Genomic DNA, 19,246 nt, shown 5'->3' with positions numbered 1-19,246 from the left:
TGCGTGCGTGCTGCACGCGCCGCCAAGCTCAGGCTGTCAGCAGGGGTGGGTATGTCAGGCGGAGGCCTGACGGGCCCGGTTGCGGGCGGCGCGGCGCTTCATGGCGCGGCGCTCGTCCTCGCTGAGACCACCCCAGACGCCGGAGTCCTGGCCGGACTCGAGCGCCCACTGCAGACACTGCTCGATCACCGGGCAGCGACGGCAGACGGCCTTGGCTTCCTCGATCTGCAGCAGCGCAGGACCGGTGTTGCCGATGGGGAAGAAGAGCTCGGGGTCTTCCTCGCGGCAAACGGCGTTGTGACGCCAGTCCATGGCTGCTACCTCTCCTAGGTTCTCTGAACGTATGACGTACAGGTTGCTTGTGAATGTGAACGCTTTCACGAATCCCTCAACAAGTGAAGGGCCGACCGCCGAGTCTTCCCCGGCGTGGTCCTTGGTTTGAAGAGGGGTTCCGGTGATCAGTGGAGGCCGGTGTTGCGGGCCGTCCCGATCGCCACGTAGAGACTCGCAAACCTCAGCGACGGATACAACCCCTTCCGGAAAGTTTTTTTTGATTCCTCGGTGTCGACTGGGTCACAGCCGTACTTCCATGGGGTGGATCCTGGCCTAAACGTTCGAGTGAAAGGACTTTTGCCTGTTCCGCTCACACAATCACACGCAGTGCGCGGCGTACACCTGTGAACGTCACGCTCGTACGCAGTCCCAGGTGGTCACCGTCCATCTGCAAGGGCAGGGGCGCCTTCGAATGCAAGGTGAACTGATCCAGATCATGCAGCGAGACGACATGTCGACCATGAGGTCCGCGCTCGGGGGACGAAGTGAGCAACTGGGTGCCATACCGGGCAACCGCGGCCGTCGACAGGCGGCTGAGACCGAGCACGTCGACGCCGGTATCGAACGAGGCCTTAGGTGATGTGTACATCGGACGATTGCCGAGATACGTCCAAGGGGACGTGTTCGAGACTATGGCGACCACGAGATCGGCGATCGGGTCCTCGCCGGGCCGCTCCAGCGTGATCGAGCCGTGCCGGCGGTGCTGCTCACCGAGGAACTGCCGGATGACCTGACGTACGTACAAGGCGTGCGTCGACTTCTTCCCGCGCTCGCGCTGCTGCTCCACCCGGCCGACCACGCCCGCGTCGAATCCCAGCCCGGCGTTGAAGGTGAACCAGCGGTCCGGGACCGCCTCGTCCTCGGTGCCGGGCGTGCCCGAGGCCAGCCCGAGACCGACGACCCGCTCGCTGCCCTCCCGCAGCGCGTCCAGCAGGGCGCCGGTGGCCTCGACCGGGTCGTTGGGCAGGCCCAGGGCGCGGGCGAAGACGTTCGTGGAGCCGCCGGGTACGACGGCGAGACCGGGCAGGCGATCCAGGGCGGGGCCGGCGTGCAGCAGGCCGTTGACGACCTCGTTGACCGTGCCGTCGCCGCCGAGGGCCACCACGAGGTCGATGTCGTCGCTGTCCGCCGCCTGCCGGCCGAGGTCGCGCGCGTGCCCGCGGTACTCGGTGGTGACCGCCTCCAGCTTCATCTCGCTCGCCAGCGCGTGGATCAGCACGTCACGCCTGCGTGCGCTTGTGGTGGTTGCTGCCGGGTTGACCACGAGAAGTGCACGCATGGACTGCAGCGTACCTACTGGGGGGTACCGGGCCCATAGCGAGGTAGGGATCCGGTAAGAGGTGGGGACGTGAGCCTGGACACTCCGTGGTCCGCGGACCGCCCCTTCGGGCGCTGACACCACCCCCGCTACCCTGCTGGGGTGAGCAGTGAGCAGAACCCCGCCCAGGACACCACCGGACCCCGGCCGCGTCGGCTGACGTACGCCGCCCTGCTGGCCGCGCTGGAGGGCGTCGCCCTGGTGGTCGGCGGGCTGTGGGTGCTCGTGCTCGGGGTCGCCGGCTCGCCGGACGACCGGCAGCAGGCCGTGACCCTGGGCATCACGCTGGTCGTCCTCGCGCTGCTGCCGCTGCTCGCCGCCCGCGGACTGCTGCTGCGGCGCAGCTGGAGCCGCGGCCCCGCGGTGATCACCCAGCTCATGGCGCTGCCGATCGCGTACAACCTGATCCACGCCGACAGCGTGGCCATCCCGGCCGGTATCGCCCTCACGGCCGTCGCCGTGGCGGCACTGGTGCTGCTCGTCAACGGCGAGACGACCCGGGCACTCGGCATCAAGGGACCGGGTCGCGCCGAGTAGCTCACTCCTCGACGAGCAGCTTCTCCCGCAGCTGGGCCAGCGTGCGGGCCAGCAGCCGGGAGACGTGCATCTGGGAGATGCCGACCTCCTGCGCGATCTGCGACTGGGTCATGTTCCCGAAGAAGCGAAGCAGCAGGATCCGCTTCTCCCGCGGCGGGAGATCCTCCAGCAGCGGCTTCAGGGACTCCCGGTACTCCACGCCCTCCAGCGCCTCGTCCTCCGCGCCGAGGGTGTCGGCGACCGCCGGGGACTCGTCGTCGGTGTCGGGGACGTCCAGGGACAGCGTGGAGTACGCGTTGGCGGACTCCAGACCCTCCAGGACCTCCTCCTCGGAGATCGCCAGCTTCTCGGCCAGCTCGTGGACCGTGGGGGAGCGGCCGTGCAGCTGGGACAGCTCGGCCGTCGCCGTGGTCAGCGCGAGCCGCAGCTCCTGGAGCCGGCGCGGCACGCGGACCGCCCAGCCCTTGTCACGGAAGTGCCGTTTGATCTCGCCGACCACCGTCGGGGTGGCGTACGTGGAGAACTCCACGCCGCGCTCCGGGTCGAACCGGTCGACGGACTTGATCAGACCGATCGTGGCGACCTGCGTGAGGTCGTCCAGCGGCTCGCCGCGGTTGCGGAAGCGGCGCGCCAGGTGCTCCACGAGCGGCAGGTGCATCCGGACCAGCTGGTTGCGCAGCTCCGCGTACTCCGCACTGCCCGCGTTCAGCTTGCGCAGCTCGACGAACATCGCCCGGGCCCCGCTGCGGTCCGCCGGGTCGTGCTGTGCGGCCTGCACGGTCTTCGCGCCCGGCGCGTCGTCCTCGGCGTACCGCTCGTGCTCGCTCATCGTCCCGCCCGTAGCCCTTCCCCGAGGCCTGGCTCCCGCGCGCCCGGCGGACCCGGCGCCGCCGGGATCCTCCGGCGGTACGCCCTGCGCGGCACCGTCGTCTGCGGCGCGCGCGGAGTCGTCCTCCGGGTGCGGTCTGGCCTGCTCGGGGATGCCGTCGATGCCGTCCGCCATGCGCCGGGAACCGTCCCGGGGAGCCTCCCCGGAGAGGTCGCCCGTGCTCGGCCAGGGGGCACCCCCGTCCCCGGCCGGCAGCTCCCGTGTGCCGCGCTCTTCGTCCCGCACCGGACCGTCCCCGTTCCTCACGCCGGGCCAGGGCCCGCGCCGCGCTGTTTGTAGAGGCTGATCGACACGGTCTTGTCCTCGTCGACGGCGGACGAGACCTTGCCCGCGAGGGCCGAGAGCACGGTCCAGGCGAAGGTGTCCCGCGAGGGGGCGTGACCGTCCGTGGTCGGCGCCGAGACCGTGACCTCCAGCGAGTCGTCGACGAGCCGGAAGACACAGCCGAGCACCGAGCCGGGCACGGCCTGCTGGAGCAGGATCGCGCAGGCCTCGTCCACGGCGATGCGCAGGTCCTCGATCTCGTCCAGGGTGAAGTCCAAGCGGGCCGCGAGTCCGGCCGTGGCCGTCCGCAGCACCGACAGGTAGGCACCCGCAGCCGGCAGCCGGACTTCCACGAAGTCCTGGTTCGCCGCGGGCTCGCCTGCGATCTGGGACACCCTCACCTCCATGGTGGTACAAGCTTTACGGGGCCGAGGGTCGCCCCCCGGGGTAACGCGTACGCGGTTCCGCGGTGACGCTATCGCGCTCCGAACGTTCCTGTCCCGGGACCCCAACCCCCCTGGCGTCACTCACAGTAAAGCTGTGCATACGCTCCGTGTCTAGAGGGTTTGCGGGCCCAAATGGGAAGAGCGCGCGCCGGGTTGACGTACCCAGACGTCAGACGCTCGAACCGTCGTGCGGCCACCGCCGCAAGCAGTGTCACACGAGAACGGGGTCGGGCGGGAATGCGATCACGCGGAAAGCCGTTCCGATCAAGGCCGCTCAGACCAGCATGTGGTCCACGAAGCACCACCGCCAGTCCTCGCCGGGCTCGAAGGTCCGCATCACCGGGTGACCGGACGTCTCGTGGTGCTGCGTCGCGTGCCGTCCGGGCGAGGAGTCGCAGCAGCCGACGTGGCCGCAGGTGAGGCACAGCCGCAGCTGCACCGGGTGCGTGCCGTCGCGCAGGCACTCCGGGCAGGTCGGGTCGAGCGGGTCCGGTTCCGGGTGCGGCAGCGCGGCGGCGTGCGTGCACTGTTTCATGATTGCCAGGTTACGACGGGCGTGCGGGTGGCCGCGCGGAACACGAGGGTGGGCGAGGTTCATGGACGTGATGCCGCTGCTGTTGCTGGTGGCGGGCAGTGCGGGGATCGCGGGGGCCGCCCGGCGCACTCCGGTGCCGGCGCCGCTGCTGCTGGTCGCCGTGGGCCTCGCGGTCTCGTACGTCCCGGGCGTCCCGCACTACACCCTGGACCCGGAGGTCGTGCTGCCCCTGGTGCTGCCCCCGCTGCTGTACAAGGAGGGCACCGAGAGCTCGTACCTCGACCTGCGCGCCCAGATGCGCCCCGTGGGGCTGCTGTCGATCGGATACGTGCTCTTCGCGACCTTCGCCGTCGGCTGGGTCGCCTATCTCGTCGTACCGGGGCTGCCGCTGCCCGCGGCGCTGGTGCTGGGCGCGGTGGTGGCGCCGACCGACGCGGTCGCGGCCGCGGCGATCGCGCGCCGGGTGGGCCTGCCCTCCCGGATCACCACCATCCTTCAGGGCGAGTCCCTGCTCAACGACGCCACCGCGATCACCGCCTACAAGGTGGCCCTCGCCGCGGCCGTCGGCGCGGGGGCCACCTGGGGGGGCGGGGTGGGCGAGTTCCTGCGGGCGGCGGTTGGCGGGGTCGTCGTCGGACTGGTGCTCATGGTGCCGATCCACTGGCTGCGCACGCACCTGAAGGAGGCCCTCCTCCAGAACACCCTTTCCCTGCTGATCCCGTTCGTCGCCTATGGCGTCGCCGAGCAGTTCCACGGCTCCGGCGTGCTCGCGGTCGTCGTGGTCGCCGTCTACCTCGGGCACCGCGCGTGGGAGGTCGACTTCGCCACCCGCCTCCAGGAGGACGCGGTGTGGCGGATGGTCGCCTTCCTGCTGGAGTCGGCGGTGTTCGCGCTGATCGGCCTGCAACTGCCCACCGTGCTCAAGGGGTTGGCCGCGTACCACGGGGCCGACGCGGCCTGGTACGCGATCGCGGTGTTCTTCGTGGTCGTCGCGGCCCGCTTCGTCTGGGTGTACCCGGCGGCCTTCCTGCCCCGCATGGTCTCCCGCCGCATCCGGGAACGCGAGGACAACCCGACCTGGCGGGCGCCGATCGTGACGTCGTGGGCCGCCATGCGCGGGGTGGTGTCCCTGGCCATCGCCTTCTCGATCCCGCTCACGGTGCACGGCGGCGCGCCCTTCCCGCAGCGGAACCTGATCCTCTTCCTGACCTTCACCACGGTCATCGGCACCCTCGTGGTGCAGGGCCTGACGCTCGCGCCGCTGATCCGCCTGATGAGGTTCCCCGGCCGCGACCCGCAGGCCGAGACCCTCGCCGAGGCCAACGCGCAGGCCCAGGCCTCCCGCGCCGCCGAGAGCCGCCTCGACGACCTCCTCGCCGACGACCGCAACGCCCTGCCCCCGCCGCTCGCCGACCGGCTGCGCGCGGTCCTGGAGCACCGCCGCAACGCCGTCTGGGAGCGCCTCGGCCAGACCAACCCCGTCACGGGCGAGTCCGTCGACGACACCTACCGCCGCCTCTCCCGCGAGATGATCGGCGCCGAACGCGAGGTCTTCGTCAAGCTCCGCGACCACCGCTACATCGACGACGAGATGCTGCGCGTCCTGCTCAGACGCCTGGACCTGGAGGAGGCGGCGGCCTACCGGGAGGAGGCGGGGTAGGCCCTGTCGTCGAACTCCCTCCCCCGGCCCCGCCCTCCGGGCGGACGACGGGACTTTGACGACAGGGCCTGGCGCTACGGGAACGGCCGGCCGGTGATGACGGCGGCGATCGTCGTCCCGCGGGCGAAGGCGCCCTCTTCCGCGAGGGTGACAAGGCCGTGGAGCAACTTGGCGACATAGAGACGTTCGACGGGCAGCCCGTGGCGGTCCTCGAAGTCCTCGGCGAACGCGTGCAGTTCGGGTGTCGTACGGCCGTAACCGCCGAAGTGGAAGCGCTCGTCCAGGGACCAGGATCCGGTACGGGCGCCGAAGGCACGTTCCTGCAGTGCCTGTACGTCGTCCCCCAGGAAGCCGCCCCTGAGGACCGGCACGCCGATGGCCCGCTGCCCCGGGGCCAGACCCGCGGCCAGGCCGGCGAGCGTGCCGCCGGTGCCGCAGGCGACCGCGACGACCTCGGCGTGTCCGCGCAGCTCCGCTCCCAGCGCCCGGCAGCCGTGGACGGCCGCGCTGTTGCTGCCGCCTTCGGGCACCACGTACGCCTCCTCGGCGCCGGCCGCGCGCAGGACGGCGCCCAGCGTCTCCGGCTCGTTCTTCAGCCGGTAGGTCGACCTGTCGACGAAGTGCAGCCGCATGCCGTCCGCCGCGCACCGGGCCAGCGAGGGGTTGAGCGGGCGGTCGGCCAGCTCGTCGCCGCGGACCACGCCGGTGGTCGGCAGCCCGAGGAGGCGGCCCGCGGCGGCGGTGGCCCGCAGGTGGTTGGAGTAGGCCCCGCCGAAGGTGACCAGCGCCCGCCCCTGTGCCGCCTCGATGTTCGGCACGAGCTTGCGCCACTTGTTGCCGACGAGGTCGGGGTGGATCAGGTCGTCGCGCTTCAGGAGCAGCCGGAGCCCGTGCCGCTCGAACCGGTCGTCCCGCACCTCCTGGAGGGGGGAGGGGAGACGGGGGGTGAGCGGGGCACGGCTGGTCACCGCCTCATTGTCGCCCGGCGGGAGGCCGGCGCCCCGACGGGGCGTGGAGTCCCTCTTCGTGCCCAGTAATCCGATGATCCATTCCCGCTCTTTCGGGTAATGGCGTGACCACGGTCGGTAATGGAAGGCTCGATGCCGAGACCGGTGCCCCCTGCGATTCGGCGCCGGGCATACCTGGGAGGCAATTCTCTATGTCGGTAGGCGAAGAGGTCCGCACGGAACAGGGCAAGCCGCAGCAGTCCCTCGGGACCGCGGCCGCGCGGAACCTGGCCACCACCACCAAGTCCGTTCCGCAGATGCAGGAGATCAGCTCCCGCTGGCTGCTGCGCACACTCCCGTGGGTCGACGTACAGGGCGGCACATACCGGGTGAACCGGCGGCTGGCGTACTCCGTCGGCGACGGCCGCATCACCTTCGTGAAGACCGGGGACCAGGTCGAGGTCATCCCGGCCGAACTCGGCGAGCTGCCCGCCCTGCGCGGTTACGAGGACGAGGAGGTGCTGACGGAGCTCGCCCGGCGCTGCCGCCAGCGCGATTTCGCGCCCGGTGAGGTGATCGCGGACTTCGGCAACCAGACGGGCGAGGTGTACCTGCTGGCGCACGGCAGGGTCGAGAAGATCGGCACCGGCCCCTACGGCGACGACGCCGTCCTGGGAGTCCTCGCCGACGGCGCCTACTTCGGCGACCAGGCGCTGCTGGACCCGGACGCCATCTGGGAGTACACGGTCCGCGCCGACACCGCGACCACCGTGCTGATCCTCAGCCGCCAGGACTTCCAGCAGGTCGCCGAGCGCTCGGACTCGCTGCGCGAACACCTGGAGCAGCTGCGCTCGCTGCCGGAGCAGCGGACCAACAAGTACGGCGAGAAGGAGGTCGAGCTGGCGGCCGGTCACTCCGGCGAGCCCGACATCCCGCACACCTTCGTGGACTACGAGGCGCGGCCCCGCGAGTACGAGCTGAGCATCGCCCAGACCGTGCTGCGCATCCACACGCGCGTGGCCGACCTCTACAACCAGCCGATGAACCAGACCGAGCAGCAGCTCAGGCTGACGGTCGAGGCGCTCAAGGAGCGCCAGGAGCACGAGCTGATCAACAACCGCGACTTCGGCCTGCTCCACAACTGCGAGTACGACCAGCGGATCCAGCCGCACGACGGCGTGCCCAGCCCGGACGACATGGACGAGCTGCTCAGCCGCCGGCGCAGCACCAAGCTGTTCCTGGCCCACCCGCGCGCCATCGCCGCGTTCGGCCGCGAGCTGAACAAGCGGGGACTGGTCCCGGAGACCGTCGAGATCGGCGGCAACCGCATTCCGACCTGGCGCGGGGTGCCGATCTACCCGTGCGGCAAGATCCCGGTCACCCCGGAGCGCACGACCTCGATCATCGCGATGCGCACCGGCGAGCAGGACCAGGGCGTCATCGGACTGAGGCAGTCGGGCATCCCGGACGAGATCGAGCCGAGCCTGTCCGTGCGGTTCATGGGCATCAACGAACAGGCCATCATCAAGTACCTGGTGACGGCCTACTACTCGGCCGCCGTGCTGGTGCCCGACGCGCTCGGCGTGCTGGAGAACGTCGAGATCGGCCGGTGGAGGTGACGTTTCCGCACTTCGCGGCCGTGTCCCCGCCCGCCGGGCAGGGTAGACCCTCGGAATATGCGTCCGGCCGGGCCGGCGACGCCGGTGTCCGCGGACCTGGCGAGGGGGAGACATGGCCGAGTTCATGACGGAGACCGAACAGCGTTCCCCCGTCGTGCCGCACCCTGGCACGGCGGGGGAAGGGCGGGTGAGGACCGGCGAGGCCGGTGGCGGTCCGCTGGACGGGCAGGAGGCGGCGGCGCTGCTGGAGCGCACCCGTGCCGTGGTCGACCCGGAGCTGCGCGCGGCCCTGGAGTCGCTGCCCGCCTCCATGCGCCGGATCGCGCTCTACCACTTCGGCTGGCGGCACGCGGACGGCTCCCCGGCAACCGGCAACGCCGGCAAGGCGATACGGCCCGCGCTCGTCCTGGCGGCGGCCGCGGCCCTGGGCGGGCCCGCGGCCCGTACGGCGGCGGTCCGGGCGGCGGTCGCGGTCGAACTGGTCCACAACTTCACGCTGCTGCACGACGACGTGATGGACCGGGACACCTCCCGCCGGCACCGGCCCACGGCCTGGAGCGTGTTCGGCGACGCCGACGCCATCCTCGCCGGGGACGCCCTGCAGGCACTGGCCCTGCGGCTGCTCGCCGAGGACCCGCACCCGGCCGCCGGTCCGGCCGCGGCCCGGCTCGCCGCCTGCGTCGTGGAGCTCTGCGCCGGTCAGCACGCCGACACGGACCTGGAGCACCGCGCCCCGGACGAGGTCACCCTCGACGAGGTGCTCGCCATGGCCGAGGCGAAGACCGGCGCACTGCTGGGCTGCGCCTGCGCCCTGGGGGCGCTGTACGCGGGCGCCGGCCAGGAGGACGTGGCGGCTCTGGACGGCTTCGGCCGCCAGGCCGGGCTCGCCTTCCAGCTGATCGACGACGTCATCGGCATATGGGGCGACCCGCGGCACACCGGGAAGCCGGCCGGTGCCGATCTCGCCGCCCGCAAGAAGTCGCTGCCCGTGGTGGCGGCCCTGTCCTCCGGCACCGAGGCCGCGGCCGAACTCGCCGAGCTGTACGGGAAGCCGCACGTCTCCGGTGACGCCGAGGGTGTCGCACGTACGGCACTGGCCGTGGAGCGGGCCGGTGGCCGGGACTGGGCGCAGGCCGAGGCGGCCGACCGGATGGCCCGCGCCGTGCAGGAGCTGTCCCGCGCCGTGCCCGTCCCCGAGGCGGCGGGCGGTCTGCTGGCGCTCGCCGAGTTCGTGACCCGGCGCAGCAGCTGAGCGCGCCGCCCCGGCAGCCGGCAAGAACCCGGAGCCCCGGCCCCGTGCGGCTCCTGACCCCGCACGCCCTCCGGGGCTCCGGCCGGGCGGCCCCGCGCATCCCCACAGTGCGCGGGGCCCCCGACGTACCGCGGGAAGCGCTGCACCCCCGCCCGCCCTACCCTGAGGACATGGACAGCGAGGACCACGTCTGTCCCGTCTGCGGACAGCCCGTCGGGAAGGTCGTCGGACGGCGCAAGACGCTGGGCGCCTGGGTACCGGTATGGGGTCCCGGTCCCTGCCGCAACCCCGGCTGCGCGGCCTACAGGGAGCCGGCCGAGCCCACGGTTCCGGCCGACGGGACCGGGCACCCGCGCTCCGGTGAATCGGCGGCCGGGAAACCCTGAGCCGGGTGGGCCCGAGCCGGAGGAGTGGACCGTGAAGTACCTGGTGATGGTGCAGGGTACGCAGGCGGACTACGACGCGATGAGCGGCCGGGCCACCCCGCACGCCCCCGCCTGGACCCAGGTACAGCTCAAAGCCATGTACGCCTACATGAGCTGGATCAACGACGACCTCACCGAGTCCGGCGAACTCATCGACGCCGAGGGCCTGGCGGAGCCCGCCCGGACCCGGCTGGTCGCCCGCGGCAAGGACGGCGAGACGGTGATCACCGACGGCCCGTACGGCGAGACCGAGGAGGTGATCGTCGGCTACTGGCTGCTGGACTGCGCGAGCCTGGACCGGGTCACCGAGATCGCCGAACGCGTCACCCGCTGCCCCGGTCCCGAGGGCCTGACCGAGTACCCCGTGGTGATCCGGCCCCTCATGGAGGGCGCCGACGACATCGGTGCCGCATGAGGCGACATCGGTGCCGCATGAGGCGACATCGGTGCCGCATGAGGCGACACCGGTGCCGAACGAAGGAGACGCGTGCGCCCCGGCGGAGGCCGTAGCGTGGCCGCATGCCGAAACTTCCGCACATCGTCCACATCACCGAGCGCTCCCTGTGGGAGGCGGCGCGCGAGCGCGGCACGTACGAGGTGTCGACCCGCGGCCGCACCCTGGAGGAGGAGGGCTTCATCCACTTCTCCACCCGCGAACAGCTCCCGCGCATCGCCGAGTTCCTCTACGGCGACTACGACGGCCCGGACGAGCTGGTCGTGCTGGTCGTGGACCCGGCCCTGGTCGGCGCGCCGGTGAAGTACGAGGCCATGGAGCCCGGCGGCGAGGAGTTCCCGCACGTGTACGGGCCGGTCCCGGCCGACGCCGTGGTGGACGTGGAGCCCTGGGGCTGACCGGACAGGGGGAGCGCCACGCCGCCGCCGGTGGCCGGTGCCCGTCCGGGCGCTCGCCGTGCCGTGGCGGGTGACGCGTTCGGCGGTCTCGGTGACCCGGTCCCTTCGCCCGGTCCGCCGGCGGATCCGGCCGAGGCCTCCCCGCGCACCGGTGTCGTGTGCCGCTACACGACGACGGCTCGCCGGCTCCCGTCGGGCAGGCCGCCGGTCTCCGGGTCCCGGCCGGTCAGGCAGTAGACGCCGCCCGCCGGATCGCGCATCACCGTCCAGTGCGGGCCGCCGCCCACCAGGACGGCGCCGTGTTCCTCGTGCCGGGCGCGGACGGCGGCGATGTCCGCGCAGGCGAGGTCGAGGTGGGCCGAGGCGGGGCGCTCGTCGTCGAGCCGCTGGAGCAGGATCCGGACCGGCAGCCCCGCCGGCGGCCTCAGCACCTCGAACTCCGGCCGGGAGCCCGTCAGCCGCTCCCAGCCGGTGAGGCCGGCCCAGAAGTCCGACTCGGCGGCGTACACCGACGGCGGGATGTCGAGGCACACCTGGTCCAGCCGGCTGCCTGCCACCACCGGTGGCCGTACCGCCTCCCCGTGCCACGGCACCGCACAGAACAACTGCCCCGCGGGAGAGCGCAGTACGGCCCAGTCGCCGTGGTCCGCCACCGGCTCCGCGCCGAGTGCGGCGGCCGCCGCGACCAGCTCCCGTACGTCCTCGGCGCACAGGTCGAGGTGGGCGCCGCCGTCGCCCTCGATGACGCCCTGGAGCTTCACGCACGCGTCCGTCCCGGCGGGGCCCTCGGGCAGCAGGGTCATGAACTCGCCCCGCTCACCGCGTGGTCGGGACGCCCGCGTGCCGGTGACGGCCGTCCAGAAGGCGCGCGCCTCGGGCAGCCGGGCGGCGGGCCGGTCGGCGAAGGCGTACGTCCAGCGAATGATCACGGGCTGGAGCTTAGGCGCGAACCTCCCGGTGCGGACCGGAGTTTCACTCCGCGGGCCGCTGGAGGAAGCGCAGCTGGTTGCCCGCCGGGTCCCGGAAGGCGCAGTCGCGCACGCCGTACGGCTGGTCCGTCGGCTCCTGGAGCACATCGGCGCCGGACTCCCGCACCCGCTCGTACAACGCGTCGCAGTCCTCGGTCGTGAAGATGACACCCCGCAGCATGCCCTTGGCGAGCAGTTCCGCGAGCGCCTGCCGGTCGGCGGGGGAGGCGTCCGGGTTCGCGCCGGGCGGCTCCAGCACGATCTCGACGTCCGGCTGCAGCGGCGAGCCCAGCGTCACCCAGCGCATGCCCTCGAAGCCCACGTCGTTGCGGACCTCCAGGCCGAGCACGTCACGGTAGAAGGAGAGCGCCTTGTCATGGTCGTCCACCGCGATGAAGCACTGCTTGAGTTTCACGTCCATGGCCTCACGCTAGGCCCATCCGGTCCACGGCGCGCGCGAGTCGGCGGCGCCGGCGGACCCGGTAGGGGGAAGTAGGTCCGGCTGCACGAGCGGGCTGTGGGGCGGCAGGTGCGCAGGGGTCGGCGGGGGTGGCGCGGGGGGCGGTGCAGGGCGGCGCCCGGAGTTGCTGGGGGCGGCGGTGCGTGCGGACGCTGCGGGCCGCTCGCGCGTGCGGGTCGGTGAGGGCCGGAGCCGCGCGGGCAGGTCGGCAGGGGGCCGGAGCCGCGCCGGCGGATCAGTACGGCCGGCGGCGGGGGCGGGTGAACGTGCGGGCCACGCAGGACGGGATCACCGCGCTCTCCTCGTGGTCGCGGGCCCGGTAGGCGCTCGGCGTCTCACCGACCAGCTCGGTGAAGCGGGAGCTGAAGGAGCCGAGCGAGGTACAGCCCACGGCGAGGCACACCTCGGTCACGGTGAGGTCGCCCCGCCGCAGCAGCGCCTTGGCCCGCTCGATCCTGCGGGTCATCAGATAGCTGTACGGCGTCTCGCCGAAGGCCTTGCGGAAGCTGCGCTGGAAGTGGCCCGGCGACATGTGGGCGCCCCGGGCCAGCTCGGCCATGTCGAGCGGCTCGGCGTACTCCCGGTCCATGCGGTCACGCACGCGCCGCAGCCGTCTGAGGTCCTCCAGCGTCACGTCCACAGCTTGGCACAGGGCACCGACACCGGGAGATACAACGGTTTCGCACAGGACTGCACAACAGACTCCCCCATATTCGGCACGCCGTTCGCCTCCGGTTCTCCGCGCATTGGCCTGCCCTTGCTTGCCTTGGGGAATGGACCACATCACGTTCCTCGTGGCGGTCGTCATCGTCACGGCACTGGCGTTCGACTTCACGAACGGGTTCCACGACACCGCCAACGCGATGGCGACCTCCATCGCCACCGGCGCGCTGAAACCCAGAACCGCCGTCCTGGTCAGCGGGGTCCTGAACGTCGTCGGTGCCTTCCTCTCCACCGAGGTGGCCAAGACCATCTCCGGCGGCATCGTGGACGACACCCTGGTCAGCCCGGCGATGATCTTCGCGGGGCTGGTCGGCGCGATCCTGTGGAACCTGGTGACCTGGCTCGCCGGACTTCCCTCCAGTTCCTCCCACGCCCTCTTCGGCGGTCTGATCGGCGCGGTCTGGGCCGGCGCGGGCTCCCACGGCGTGCACGTCGACAAGGTCGTCGAGAAGGTGCTGATCCCGGCCGTGGCCTCGCCCGTGGTGGCCGGCCTGGCCGCCCTCGTCGCCACCTACCTCGCCTACAGGCTCTCCGCCCGGGCCCGCCAGGACTCGGTGACCAAGGGCTTCCGCCTCGGCCAGATCGCCTCCGCCTCCCTGGTCTCCCTCGCGCACGGCACCAACGACGCGCAGAAGACGATGGGCGTGATCACGCTGACCCTGATCTCGGCGGGCGCGCTGGGCCATGACGCGGGTCCGCCGGTGTGGGTGATCGGCGCGGCCGGCCTCGCCATCGGCCTCGGCACCTATCTGGGCGGCTGGCGGATCATCCGCACCCTGGGCAAGGGGCTGGCGGAGATCCAGTCGCCGCAGGGCTTCGCCGCCGAGACGGCCTCCACGACCGTGATCCTGACCTCGGCCCACCTGGGCTTCGCGCTGTCCACGACCCAGGTCGCCTCGGGCAGCATCCTGGGCGCGGGGCTCGGCCGCCGGCTCGCGGAGGTCCGCTGGGGCGTGGCCGGCCGCATGGTGCTGGCGTGGCTGATCACGCTGCCCGCCGCCGCGCTGGTCGGCGGCCTGGCGGCGAGCGTGGTCAAGCACGGCGGCGATCTCGGTACGGCGGTCATCGCCCTGGTCGCCCTGGCCCTCGCCGCCGCCATCGTCGCCGCCTCCCGCCGTAACCCGGTGCGCGCCGACAACGTCAACGACGACCACGAGGTCACCCTCCGCACCCCGGCCCCGGCGAACGTCGGCACGGCCGCCTGAACTCCGGGAGCCCCCATGCATGTCGACTGGTCCGCCCTCGGCAAGGTCGCCGCGGTCAGCCTCGGCGTCACGGTCGCCGTGGTCGTCGTCTTCACCTTCGGCGTCCTGGGCCTGTCCAGGACCGGAACGGGCGGTGCCGAAACCGGCAGCGCCGGGTCCGGCCGCTCCGCAGCCGCCTCCGCGGGCCGGGCCCAGGCCGCCCTGTGCTTCCTCGCCTGCGCGGCCGTGGTGGCGTACGGGATCTACCTGATCGTCCCGCGGTTCCACTGACGGCGCCTCAGGCGCGCGAAGCCCCGCCGTCGGTCTCGGCGCAGGTTTCCCGCTCCACCGGGAGCAGGGGTGCGGTGGTGGCGCGCGGGATCAGATGGGTGGGCAGCACGATGTGCTGCTCGTGGTCCGGCTCGGAGCCGTTGATGAGCTGCAGGGCCAGCCGGCCCGCCTCGCGGCCTATGTCCGGGGGTGACTGGGCGATGGTGGACAGGTCGAACAAGTCGGCCACCGGCTGGTCGTCGAAGCCCAGGACGGACATCTGCTCGGGTACCTCGATCCGCGTCCGGCGCAGGGTCCGGATGACGGCGACGGCGACCTCGTCCTGTTCGGCGAAGACGGCGGTGGGCGGCTCGCGGAGGCTCAGCAGCCTGCCGAGCGCCTCGGTGGTGGCGCGTTTGTCGCCGACCGGCAGGGCGGGTACCAGGTCGTCGTCGAGCGGGATGCCCGCTTCGGCCAGCGCCTGCTGGTAGCCGAGCAGCCGCTCGTTGGAACTGAAGGAGAATCCGCTCGCGCCCACCGTCTTGATGAAGGCGATCCGGCGGTGGCCGAGGTTGAGCAGGTGCCGGGTGCCGTGCAGGGCGCCGGCCACGTCGTCGACGTACACGCTGGGGCGGCCCTCGACGTGCTGGCTGACGTAGATGACCGGCATGCCGAGGCTGTCCAGCCGGTCCGTCTCCTCCTCGGTGAGATCGAAGGAGAAGACCAGCAGCGCGTCGGCGTTCCGGCGAGCGGGCAGCCGCTCGAAGAACGAGGTGCGCTCGGCGAGGTCGGGGATCACATAGACGGTCAGCTCCATGCCCGCCGCCCGCAGCACCGGGGCCAGGCTGGAGAGCGCCGAGCCCATGAACCACGCGTTGAGGGTGGGGACGAGCACCGCCACCGTCCCCGTCTTCCCCGTGACCAGGCTCGCGGCCTGGCGGGAGACGGCGAAGTTCAGTTCGCGGGCGGCCTGTTCGACGCGGGCGCGCACCTCCGGCGAGACGGTGGTCAGGCCGCGCAGGGTCCGCGAGACGGTGGAGGCGGATACCCCGGCCCTTTCGGCGACGTCAGCCATCGTGGGGTGTCGCTGAGCTGGTGGCATGTCACGGACGGTAGCACAGAGGGGCCTCGTGTCGAGCCCCGGCGTGACAGCGCTTTCACGGCATCCGTGGCCCGGCCACGCACTCATTACCCCGAAGTAACGCATTGACTTCCGCTTACCCCGCTCCTAGCGTGCAAGCGTTGTCTCGAGGGGTTCAAAGCCTCCCCTGCATCCTCTCTCGTAGCCGCTTTGACCTGCGTGTTTGATCAAGAAGTTGCCGTGACAACGCAGTCTCGCAACAGAGTCGCCTTCGTTCCGCACGACCAGGAGACACAGTGAAGACCAGAACAGCCAGAGCCCTTCGGTGCTCGGCCGCGCTCGCCGCCGCCGGACTCCTCCTCGCCGCCTGCGGCTCGTCCGACGACGGCGGCTCCGCGGGGCAGTCCGGGACCACGTCGTTCAGCGGCCGCGGCCCCATCACCTTCGTGGCCGGAAAGGACACCACCGGCGCCGTACAGCCGGTCCTCGACCAGTGGAACAAGCTGCACCCGAAGGAGAAGGTCACCTTCATCCAGCTGCCGACGGACGCGGACGCACAGCGCCAGCAGATGATCCAGAACGCTGAGACGAAGTCCGACGCCTACACGGTGCTCTCCCTGGATGTCGTGTGGACGTCGGAGTTCGCCGCGCACCAGTGGATCGACAGGCTGCCCGAACAGGGCTTCCCACTGGGGAAGATGCTCAAGCCGGTGGTGGAGACGGCGAGGTACCGCGGCGGTCTGTACGCGGCCCCGGCCAGCTCCGACGGCGGCCTGCTGTACTACCGCACCGACCTGCTGAAGCAGGCCGGAGTCGGCAGGCCCCCGGCGACCTGGGCCGAGTTGAAGGCCGACTGCGCCAAGGTGAAGAAGCTGCCCGCGGCCAAGGACATGTCCTGCTACGCCGGGCAGTTCCAGAAGTACGAGGGCCTGACGGTGAACTTCTCCGAGGCCGTGAACTCCGCGGGCGGTGTCGTCACCGACGCGAGCGGCAAGCCCGATGTGGACACCCCCGCGGCGAAGAAGGGACTGGACTTCCTCGCCGGCTCCTTCCGGGACGGGACGATCCCCAAGGAGGCCATCACCTACCAGGAGGAGGACGGCCGCCAGGCGTTCCAGGCCGGCAAGCTGGTCTTCCTGCGCAACTGGCCGTACATGTACGCGCTCGCCGGCAAGAGCGAGGTGGCCGGCAAGTACGCCGTCGCTCCGCTGCCCGGCCTGAACGGGCCCGGCTCCTCCAGCCTGGGCGGTCACAACCTGGCCCTGTCCTCCTTCGCCAGGAACAAGGCCACGGCGCTGGACTTCATGAAGTTCTACAGCAGTGAGGAAACCGCGAAGACCTTCCTCGAGAAGGCCTCCCTGGCCCCGCCGTACGCGGCCCTGTACGACGACCCGTCCCTGGCGAGGCAGTATCCGTACCTCCCGGTGCTCAAGCAGTCGATCCTGCGCGCCGTGCCGCGCCCGCGGGTCGTGGGTTACGGCGATGTGACCTCGGCGGTCCAGCAGGAGGCGTACGCCGCGCTGACCGGCACCAAGAGCAGCGCACAGGCGCTGAAGGACCTGCAGCGGGAGCTGCAGAAGTCCACGGCGCAGTGAGGGGCGGGGCCATGACCGACATCGAGATGCCGCCCGGACCCACGGCGGCCGGCCCCCACCGCCGGTCCGGTACGACCGTGACAGGCCGGCGGCCGAGGGCCCGGACCCGCGCCACGGCCGGCACCGGGCGGATGGCGGCCCTGCTGGTCTCCCCGACCCTGCTGGTGCTGACGATCGTCGTGCTCTACCCGACGCTCATGGCGCTGCGGGAGTCGCTGTACGGGCCGAAGGGCCTCGACCCGAAGACCGGCTTCATCCGCAGCACCGAGCCGTTCGTCGGGCTGAGGAACTACGCCGACATCCTCGGTGCCGCCGGGGACCGGTTCTGGAACGCCTTCTGGAACACTACCTTCTTCACCGTCGTCACCGTCGGGCTGGAGACGGTGATCGGTGTGGTCATGGCCCTGATCATGCACCGGGCGTTCAGCGGCCGGGCCCTGGTCCGGGCGAGCATCCTCGTCCCCTGGGCGGTGCCCACGGCCATATCCGGCCTGCTGTGGCGGTGGATCTTCAACAGCGACGGCGTCGCCAACGCCCTGATCGGCCGCCAGATCCTGTGGACCACCGAGGGCTTCCACGCCAAGGTCGCGGTCATCGTGGCCGAGGTGTGGAAGACCGCCCCGTTCATCGGACTGCTGGTGCTGGCCGGACTGCAGGTGATCCCGAACGAGGTCTACGAGGCGGCCCGCATCGACGGGGCGAGCGCGCTGCGCCGGTTCTGGCACATCACGCTGCCCCTGGTGAAGCCCGCGCTGCTGGTGGCGATGCTGTTCCGCTGCATGGACGCGCTGCGGATGTTCGACCTGCCGTACATCCTGATCGGCGCGCAGAAGAACTCGGTGGAAACGCTGTCCATGCTGGCGCAGAACGAGGCGTCCAACGTCCGTTTCGGCCCGGCCTCGGCGTACGCGGTCCTGCTCTTCCTCTATGTCTTCCTCATCGCGCTGGCCTTCGTACGGCTGCTGGGCGCCGATCTCGCCGGCGGCACCGGCGGCGGCCGCCGGAAGACGAAGACCAGGCTCGTGTTCGCGCGCCGTACGGAGGTGACGGCATGACGAGCACGGCGAAGTGGCGCGGCCGGCTGCTGTACGTGGGGGTCGCCGCGGTGGTGGCCTACTGCCTGGCCCCGTTCTACTGGATGCTGGTCTCCAGCCTGCGCCGCACCTCCGACATCTTCGACACCTCGCTCGTCCCCTCCCCGGTGTCCTTCCAGAACTACCGGTCGCTGTTCGGCGCCTCCCAGGGCTTCACCCGGGCACTGCTCAACAGCCTGGTCGTCGCAGGCGTCACGACCGTACTGGCGCTGCTGCTGGCCACGTTCACCGCCTACGCGATGGCCCGGCTGGAGTTCCGCTTCAAGCGGCTGATCCTGACCCTGATCATCGCCACCTCGATGTTCCCGGTGGTGTCGATCGTGGTCCCGCTGCTGAAGCTGTTCACGGACATCGGCTGGATCAACACCTACCAGGCCATGATCGTGCCGAGCATGTCCTTCGCGCTGCCGCTGGCGGTGTGGAACCTGACCACGTTCTTCCGGCAGATGCCGGACGAGCTGGAGCACGCCGCCATGGTCGACGGCTGCACCCGGGGCCAGGCCTTCCGCCGGATCATCATCCCGCTCGCCGCGCCGGGCATCTTCACCACCGCGATCATCACGTTCATCGCCGCCTGGAACGAGTTCCTCATCGCCCTGTCGATGACCAACCGGCCCGACATGCAGACCGCACCGGTCGCCATCTCCAAGTTCACCGGCGCCACGACGTACGAGACCCCGTTCGGCAGCCAGATGGCCGCGGGTGTCCTCGTCACGATCCCGCTGGTGGTCATGGTGCTGCTCTTCCAGCGCCGCATCGTCGCCGGCCTGACGGCCGGTGCCGCGAAGTAGACC

General features: G+C 71.4%; 22 protein-coding genes. 12 read left to right on the top strand and 10 right to left on the bottom strand.

The genetic code is table 11. From position 1 onward, the window contains the following. Positions 1-54: 54 nt before the first annotated feature. Entirely contained in the window at positions 55-312 is a 258-nt protein-coding gene (locus tag ACFYZB_RS14735) for a WhiB family transcriptional regulator (protein WP_003992873.1), read from the bottom strand. Positions 313-643: 331 nt separating this feature from the next. Continuing rightward, positions 644-1,612: a diacylglycerol/lipid kinase family protein gene (locus ACFYZB_RS14730; RefSeq protein ID WP_388758363.1), complete on the bottom strand. Its 969-nt coding sequence runs from the start codon at positions 1,610-1,612 to the stop codon at positions 644-646. A 141-nt stretch (positions 1,613-1,753) separates the two neighbouring features. On the opposite strand from ACFYZB_RS14730, the gene ACFYZB_RS14725 reads away from it, so the two are divergent. Then, a complete protein-coding gene (locus ACFYZB_RS14725; protein ID WP_351208060.1) occupies positions 1,754-2,188 on the top strand; it encodes a hypothetical protein in 435 nt (144 codons plus the stop codon). Between the two features lies 1 nt (position 2,189). Here ACFYZB_RS14725 and ACFYZB_RS14720 read toward each other — a convergent pair whose 3' ends face one another. The 3 genes from ACFYZB_RS14720 to ACFYZB_RS14710 all read right to left on the bottom strand — a co-directional run bounded on the left by ACFYZB_RS14720 (position 2,190) and on the right by ACFYZB_RS14710 (position 4,322). Then, positions 2,190-3,323, bottom strand: coding sequence for an RNA polymerase sigma factor SigF (locus ACFYZB_RS14720; RefSeq protein ID WP_388758361.1), 1,134 nt, complete (start codon positions 3,321-3,323; stop codon positions 2,190-2,192). Further along, positions 3,320-3,736 carry an anti-sigma regulatory factor gene (locus tag ACFYZB_RS14715; protein ID WP_055705999.1) on the bottom strand — a complete coding sequence of 139 codons (417 nt, stop codon included), beginning with the start codon at positions 3,734-3,736 and terminating at the stop codon, positions 3,320-3,322. Before ACFYZB_RS14715 ends, ACFYZB_RS14720 begins: the two co-directional genes overlap by 4 nt. 325 nt (positions 3,737-4,061) lie before the next feature. Then, entirely contained in the window at positions 4,062-4,322 is a 261-nt protein-coding gene (locus ACFYZB_RS14710; RefSeq protein ID WP_388758358.1) for a UBP-type zinc finger domain-containing protein, read from the bottom strand. Positions 4,323-4,383: 61 nt separating this feature from the next. Here ACFYZB_RS14710 and ACFYZB_RS14705 point away from each other — a divergent pair, with 61 nt between their 5' ends. After that, the gene (locus tag ACFYZB_RS14705; RefSeq protein WP_388758356.1) at positions 4,384-5,982 is read left to right on the top strand and encodes a Na+/H+ antiporter; all 1,599 of its coding nucleotides are present in this window, start codon (positions 4,384-4,386) and stop codon (positions 5,980-5,982) included. Positions 5,983-6,056: 74 nt separating this feature from the next. Here the strand turns inward: ACFYZB_RS14705 and ACFYZB_RS14700 are convergent, their stop codons facing one another. Next, complete coding sequence (locus tag ACFYZB_RS14700; protein ID WP_388758354.1) at positions 6,057-6,950, bottom strand: 1-aminocyclopropane-1-carboxylate deaminase/D-cysteine desulfhydrase; 894 nt, start codon at positions 6,948-6,950, stop codon at positions 6,057-6,059. A 191-nt stretch (positions 6,951-7,141) separates the two neighbouring features. Between ACFYZB_RS14700 and ACFYZB_RS14695 the strand changes: the two genes are divergently transcribed. The 5 genes from ACFYZB_RS14695 (at position 7,142) to ACFYZB_RS14675 (ending at position 11,077) form a co-directional block, all read left to right on the top strand. Further along, complete coding sequence (locus ACFYZB_RS14695) at positions 7,142-8,548, top strand: family 2B encapsulin nanocompartment shell protein (RefSeq protein WP_351208065.1); 1,407 nt, start codon at positions 7,142-7,144, stop codon at positions 8,546-8,548. 112 nt (positions 8,549-8,660) lie between these two features. Then, positions 8,661-9,800, top strand: coding sequence for a family 2 encapsulin nanocompartment cargo protein polyprenyl transferase (locus ACFYZB_RS14690; protein ID WP_388758352.1), 1,140 nt, complete (start codon positions 8,661-8,663; stop codon positions 9,798-9,800). Positions 9,801-9,970: 170 nt separating this feature from the next. Next, positions 9,971-10,186, top strand: coding sequence for a hypothetical protein (locus ACFYZB_RS14685; protein WP_388758350.1), 216 nt, complete (start codon positions 9,971-9,973; stop codon positions 10,184-10,186). A gap of 31 nt (positions 10,187-10,217) precedes the next feature. Continuing rightward, positions 10,218-10,640 (top strand): YciI family protein, encoded by a 423-nt coding sequence (locus ACFYZB_RS14680; RefSeq protein WP_388758348.1) that lies wholly within the window; start codon positions 10,218-10,220, stop codon positions 10,638-10,640. A gap of 104 nt (positions 10,641-10,744) precedes the next feature. Continuing rightward, positions 10,745-11,077, top strand: coding sequence for a DUF952 domain-containing protein (locus ACFYZB_RS14675; RefSeq protein ID WP_388758346.1), 333 nt, complete (start codon positions 10,745-10,747; stop codon positions 11,075-11,077). Between the two features lie 164 nt (positions 11,078-11,241). Here ACFYZB_RS14675 and ACFYZB_RS14670 read toward each other — a convergent pair whose 3' ends face one another. The 3 genes from ACFYZB_RS14670 to ACFYZB_RS14660 all read right to left on the bottom strand — a co-directional run bounded on the left by ACFYZB_RS14670 (position 11,242) and on the right by ACFYZB_RS14660 (position 13,139). Further along, the gene (locus ACFYZB_RS14670; protein WP_388758344.1) at positions 11,242-12,006 is read right to left on the bottom strand and encodes a VOC family protein; all 765 of its coding nucleotides are present in this window, start codon (positions 12,004-12,006) and stop codon (positions 11,242-11,244) included. A gap of 43 nt (positions 12,007-12,049) precedes the next feature. Continuing rightward, positions 12,050-12,466, bottom strand: a complete 417-nt coding sequence (locus tag ACFYZB_RS14665) for a VOC family protein (RefSeq protein ID WP_351208071.1) — start codon at positions 12,464-12,466, stop codon at positions 12,050-12,052. A 274-nt stretch (positions 12,467-12,740) separates the two neighbouring features. Next, complete coding sequence (locus tag ACFYZB_RS14660; protein WP_351208072.1) at positions 12,741-13,139, bottom strand: helix-turn-helix transcriptional regulator; 399 nt, start codon at positions 13,137-13,139, stop codon at positions 12,741-12,743. A gap of 139 nt (positions 13,140-13,278) precedes the next feature. Here ACFYZB_RS14660 and ACFYZB_RS14655 point away from each other — a divergent pair, with 139 nt between their 5' ends. Next, a complete protein-coding gene (locus ACFYZB_RS14655) occupies positions 13,279-14,433 on the top strand; it encodes an anion permease (protein WP_388758341.1) in 1,155 nt (384 codons plus the stop codon). Positions 14,434-14,448: 15 nt separating this feature from the next. Further along, positions 14,449-14,703 carry a hypothetical protein gene (locus ACFYZB_RS14650; protein WP_388758339.1) on the top strand — a complete coding sequence of 85 codons (255 nt, stop codon included), beginning with the start codon at positions 14,449-14,451 and terminating at the stop codon, positions 14,701-14,703. Positions 14,704-14,710: 7 nt separating this feature from the next. On the opposite strand, the gene ACFYZB_RS14645 is transcribed toward ACFYZB_RS14650, so the two are convergent. Continuing rightward, positions 14,711-15,784, bottom strand: a complete 1,074-nt coding sequence (locus tag ACFYZB_RS14645) for a LacI family DNA-binding transcriptional regulator (protein ID WP_388758337.1) — start codon at positions 15,782-15,784, stop codon at positions 14,711-14,713. Positions 15,785-16,059: 275 nt separating this feature from the next. Between ACFYZB_RS14645 and ACFYZB_RS14640 the strand changes: the two genes are divergently transcribed. From ACFYZB_RS14640 to ACFYZB_RS14630, 3 genes are read left to right on the top strand one after another with little or no spacing between them, the layout of a single operon-like run. After that, complete coding sequence (locus tag ACFYZB_RS14640) at positions 16,060-17,358, top strand: ABC transporter substrate-binding protein (protein ID WP_388758335.1); 1,299 nt, start codon at positions 16,060-16,062, stop codon at positions 17,356-17,358. An 11-nt stretch (positions 17,359-17,369) separates the two neighbouring features. Beyond that, complete coding sequence (locus ACFYZB_RS14635; protein ID WP_388758333.1) at positions 17,370-18,413, top strand: carbohydrate ABC transporter permease; 1,044 nt, start codon at positions 17,370-17,372, stop codon at positions 18,411-18,413. Further along, entirely contained in the window at positions 18,410-19,243 is an 834-nt protein-coding gene (locus tag ACFYZB_RS14630; protein ID WP_351208077.1) for a carbohydrate ABC transporter permease, read from the top strand. The genes ACFYZB_RS14635 and ACFYZB_RS14630 overlap by 4 nt, the downstream gene beginning before the upstream one ends. Positions 19,244-19,246: the final 3 nt, after the last annotated feature.

The sequence above is a fragment of the Streptomyces sp. NPDC001852 genome, assembly GCF_042891825.1.
Taxonomy (GTDB): Bacteria; Actinomycetota; Actinomycetes; order Streptomycetales; family Streptomycetaceae; genus Streptomyces.
This window is presented reverse-complemented; position numbering and strand designations above follow the sequence as displayed.

Bases quoted from the DNA above. Each gene is read 5' to 3' on its own strand.
- ACFYZB_RS14735 (WP_003992873.1), bottom strand. From the start codon at position 312: ATGGACTGGCGTCACAACGCCGTTTGCCGCGAGGAAGACCCCGAGCTC.
- ACFYZB_RS14730 (WP_388758363.1), bottom strand. From the start codon at position 1,612: ATGCGTGCACTTCTCGTGGTCAACCCGGCAGCAACCACCACAAGCGCA.
- ACFYZB_RS14710 (WP_388758358.1), bottom strand. From the start codon at position 4,322: ATGAAACAGTGCACGCACGCCGCCGCGCTGCCGCACCCGGAACCGGAC.
- ACFYZB_RS14705 (WP_388758356.1), top strand. From the start codon at position 4,384: ATGGACGTGATGCCGCTGCTGTTGCTGGTGGCGGGCAGTGCGGGGATC.
- ACFYZB_RS14695 (WP_351208065.1), top strand. From the start codon at position 7,142: ATGTCGGTAGGCGAAGAGGTCCGCACGGAACAGGGCAAGCCGCAGCAG.
- ACFYZB_RS14690 (WP_388758352.1), top strand. From the start codon at position 8,661: ATGGCCGAGTTCATGACGGAGACCGAACAGCGTTCCCCCGTCGTGCCG.
- ACFYZB_RS14685 (WP_388758350.1), top strand. From the start codon at position 9,971: ATGGACAGCGAGGACCACGTCTGTCCCGTCTGCGGACAGCCCGTCGGG.
- ACFYZB_RS14675 (WP_388758346.1), top strand. From the start codon at position 10,745: ATGCCGAAACTTCCGCACATCGTCCACATCACCGAGCGCTCCCTGTGG.
- ACFYZB_RS14665 (WP_351208071.1), bottom strand. From the start codon at position 12,466: ATGGACGTGAAACTCAAGCAGTGCTTCATCGCGGTGGACGACCATGAC.
- ACFYZB_RS14655 (WP_388758341.1), top strand. From the start codon at position 13,279: ATGGACCACATCACGTTCCTCGTGGCGGTCGTCATCGTCACGGCACTG.
- ACFYZB_RS14650 (WP_388758339.1), top strand. From the start codon at position 14,449: ATGCATGTCGACTGGTCCGCCCTCGGCAAGGTCGCCGCGGTCAGCCTC.
- ACFYZB_RS14645 (WP_388758337.1), bottom strand. From the start codon at position 15,784: ATGCCACCAGCTCAGCGACACCCCACGATGGCTGACGTCGCCGAAAGG.
- ACFYZB_RS14635 (WP_388758333.1), top strand. From the start codon at position 17,370: ATGACCGACATCGAGATGCCGCCCGGACCCACGGCGGCCGGCCCCCAC.
- ACFYZB_RS14630 (WP_351208077.1), top strand. From the start codon at position 18,410: ATGACGAGCACGGCGAAGTGGCGCGGCCGGCTGCTGTACGTGGGGGTC.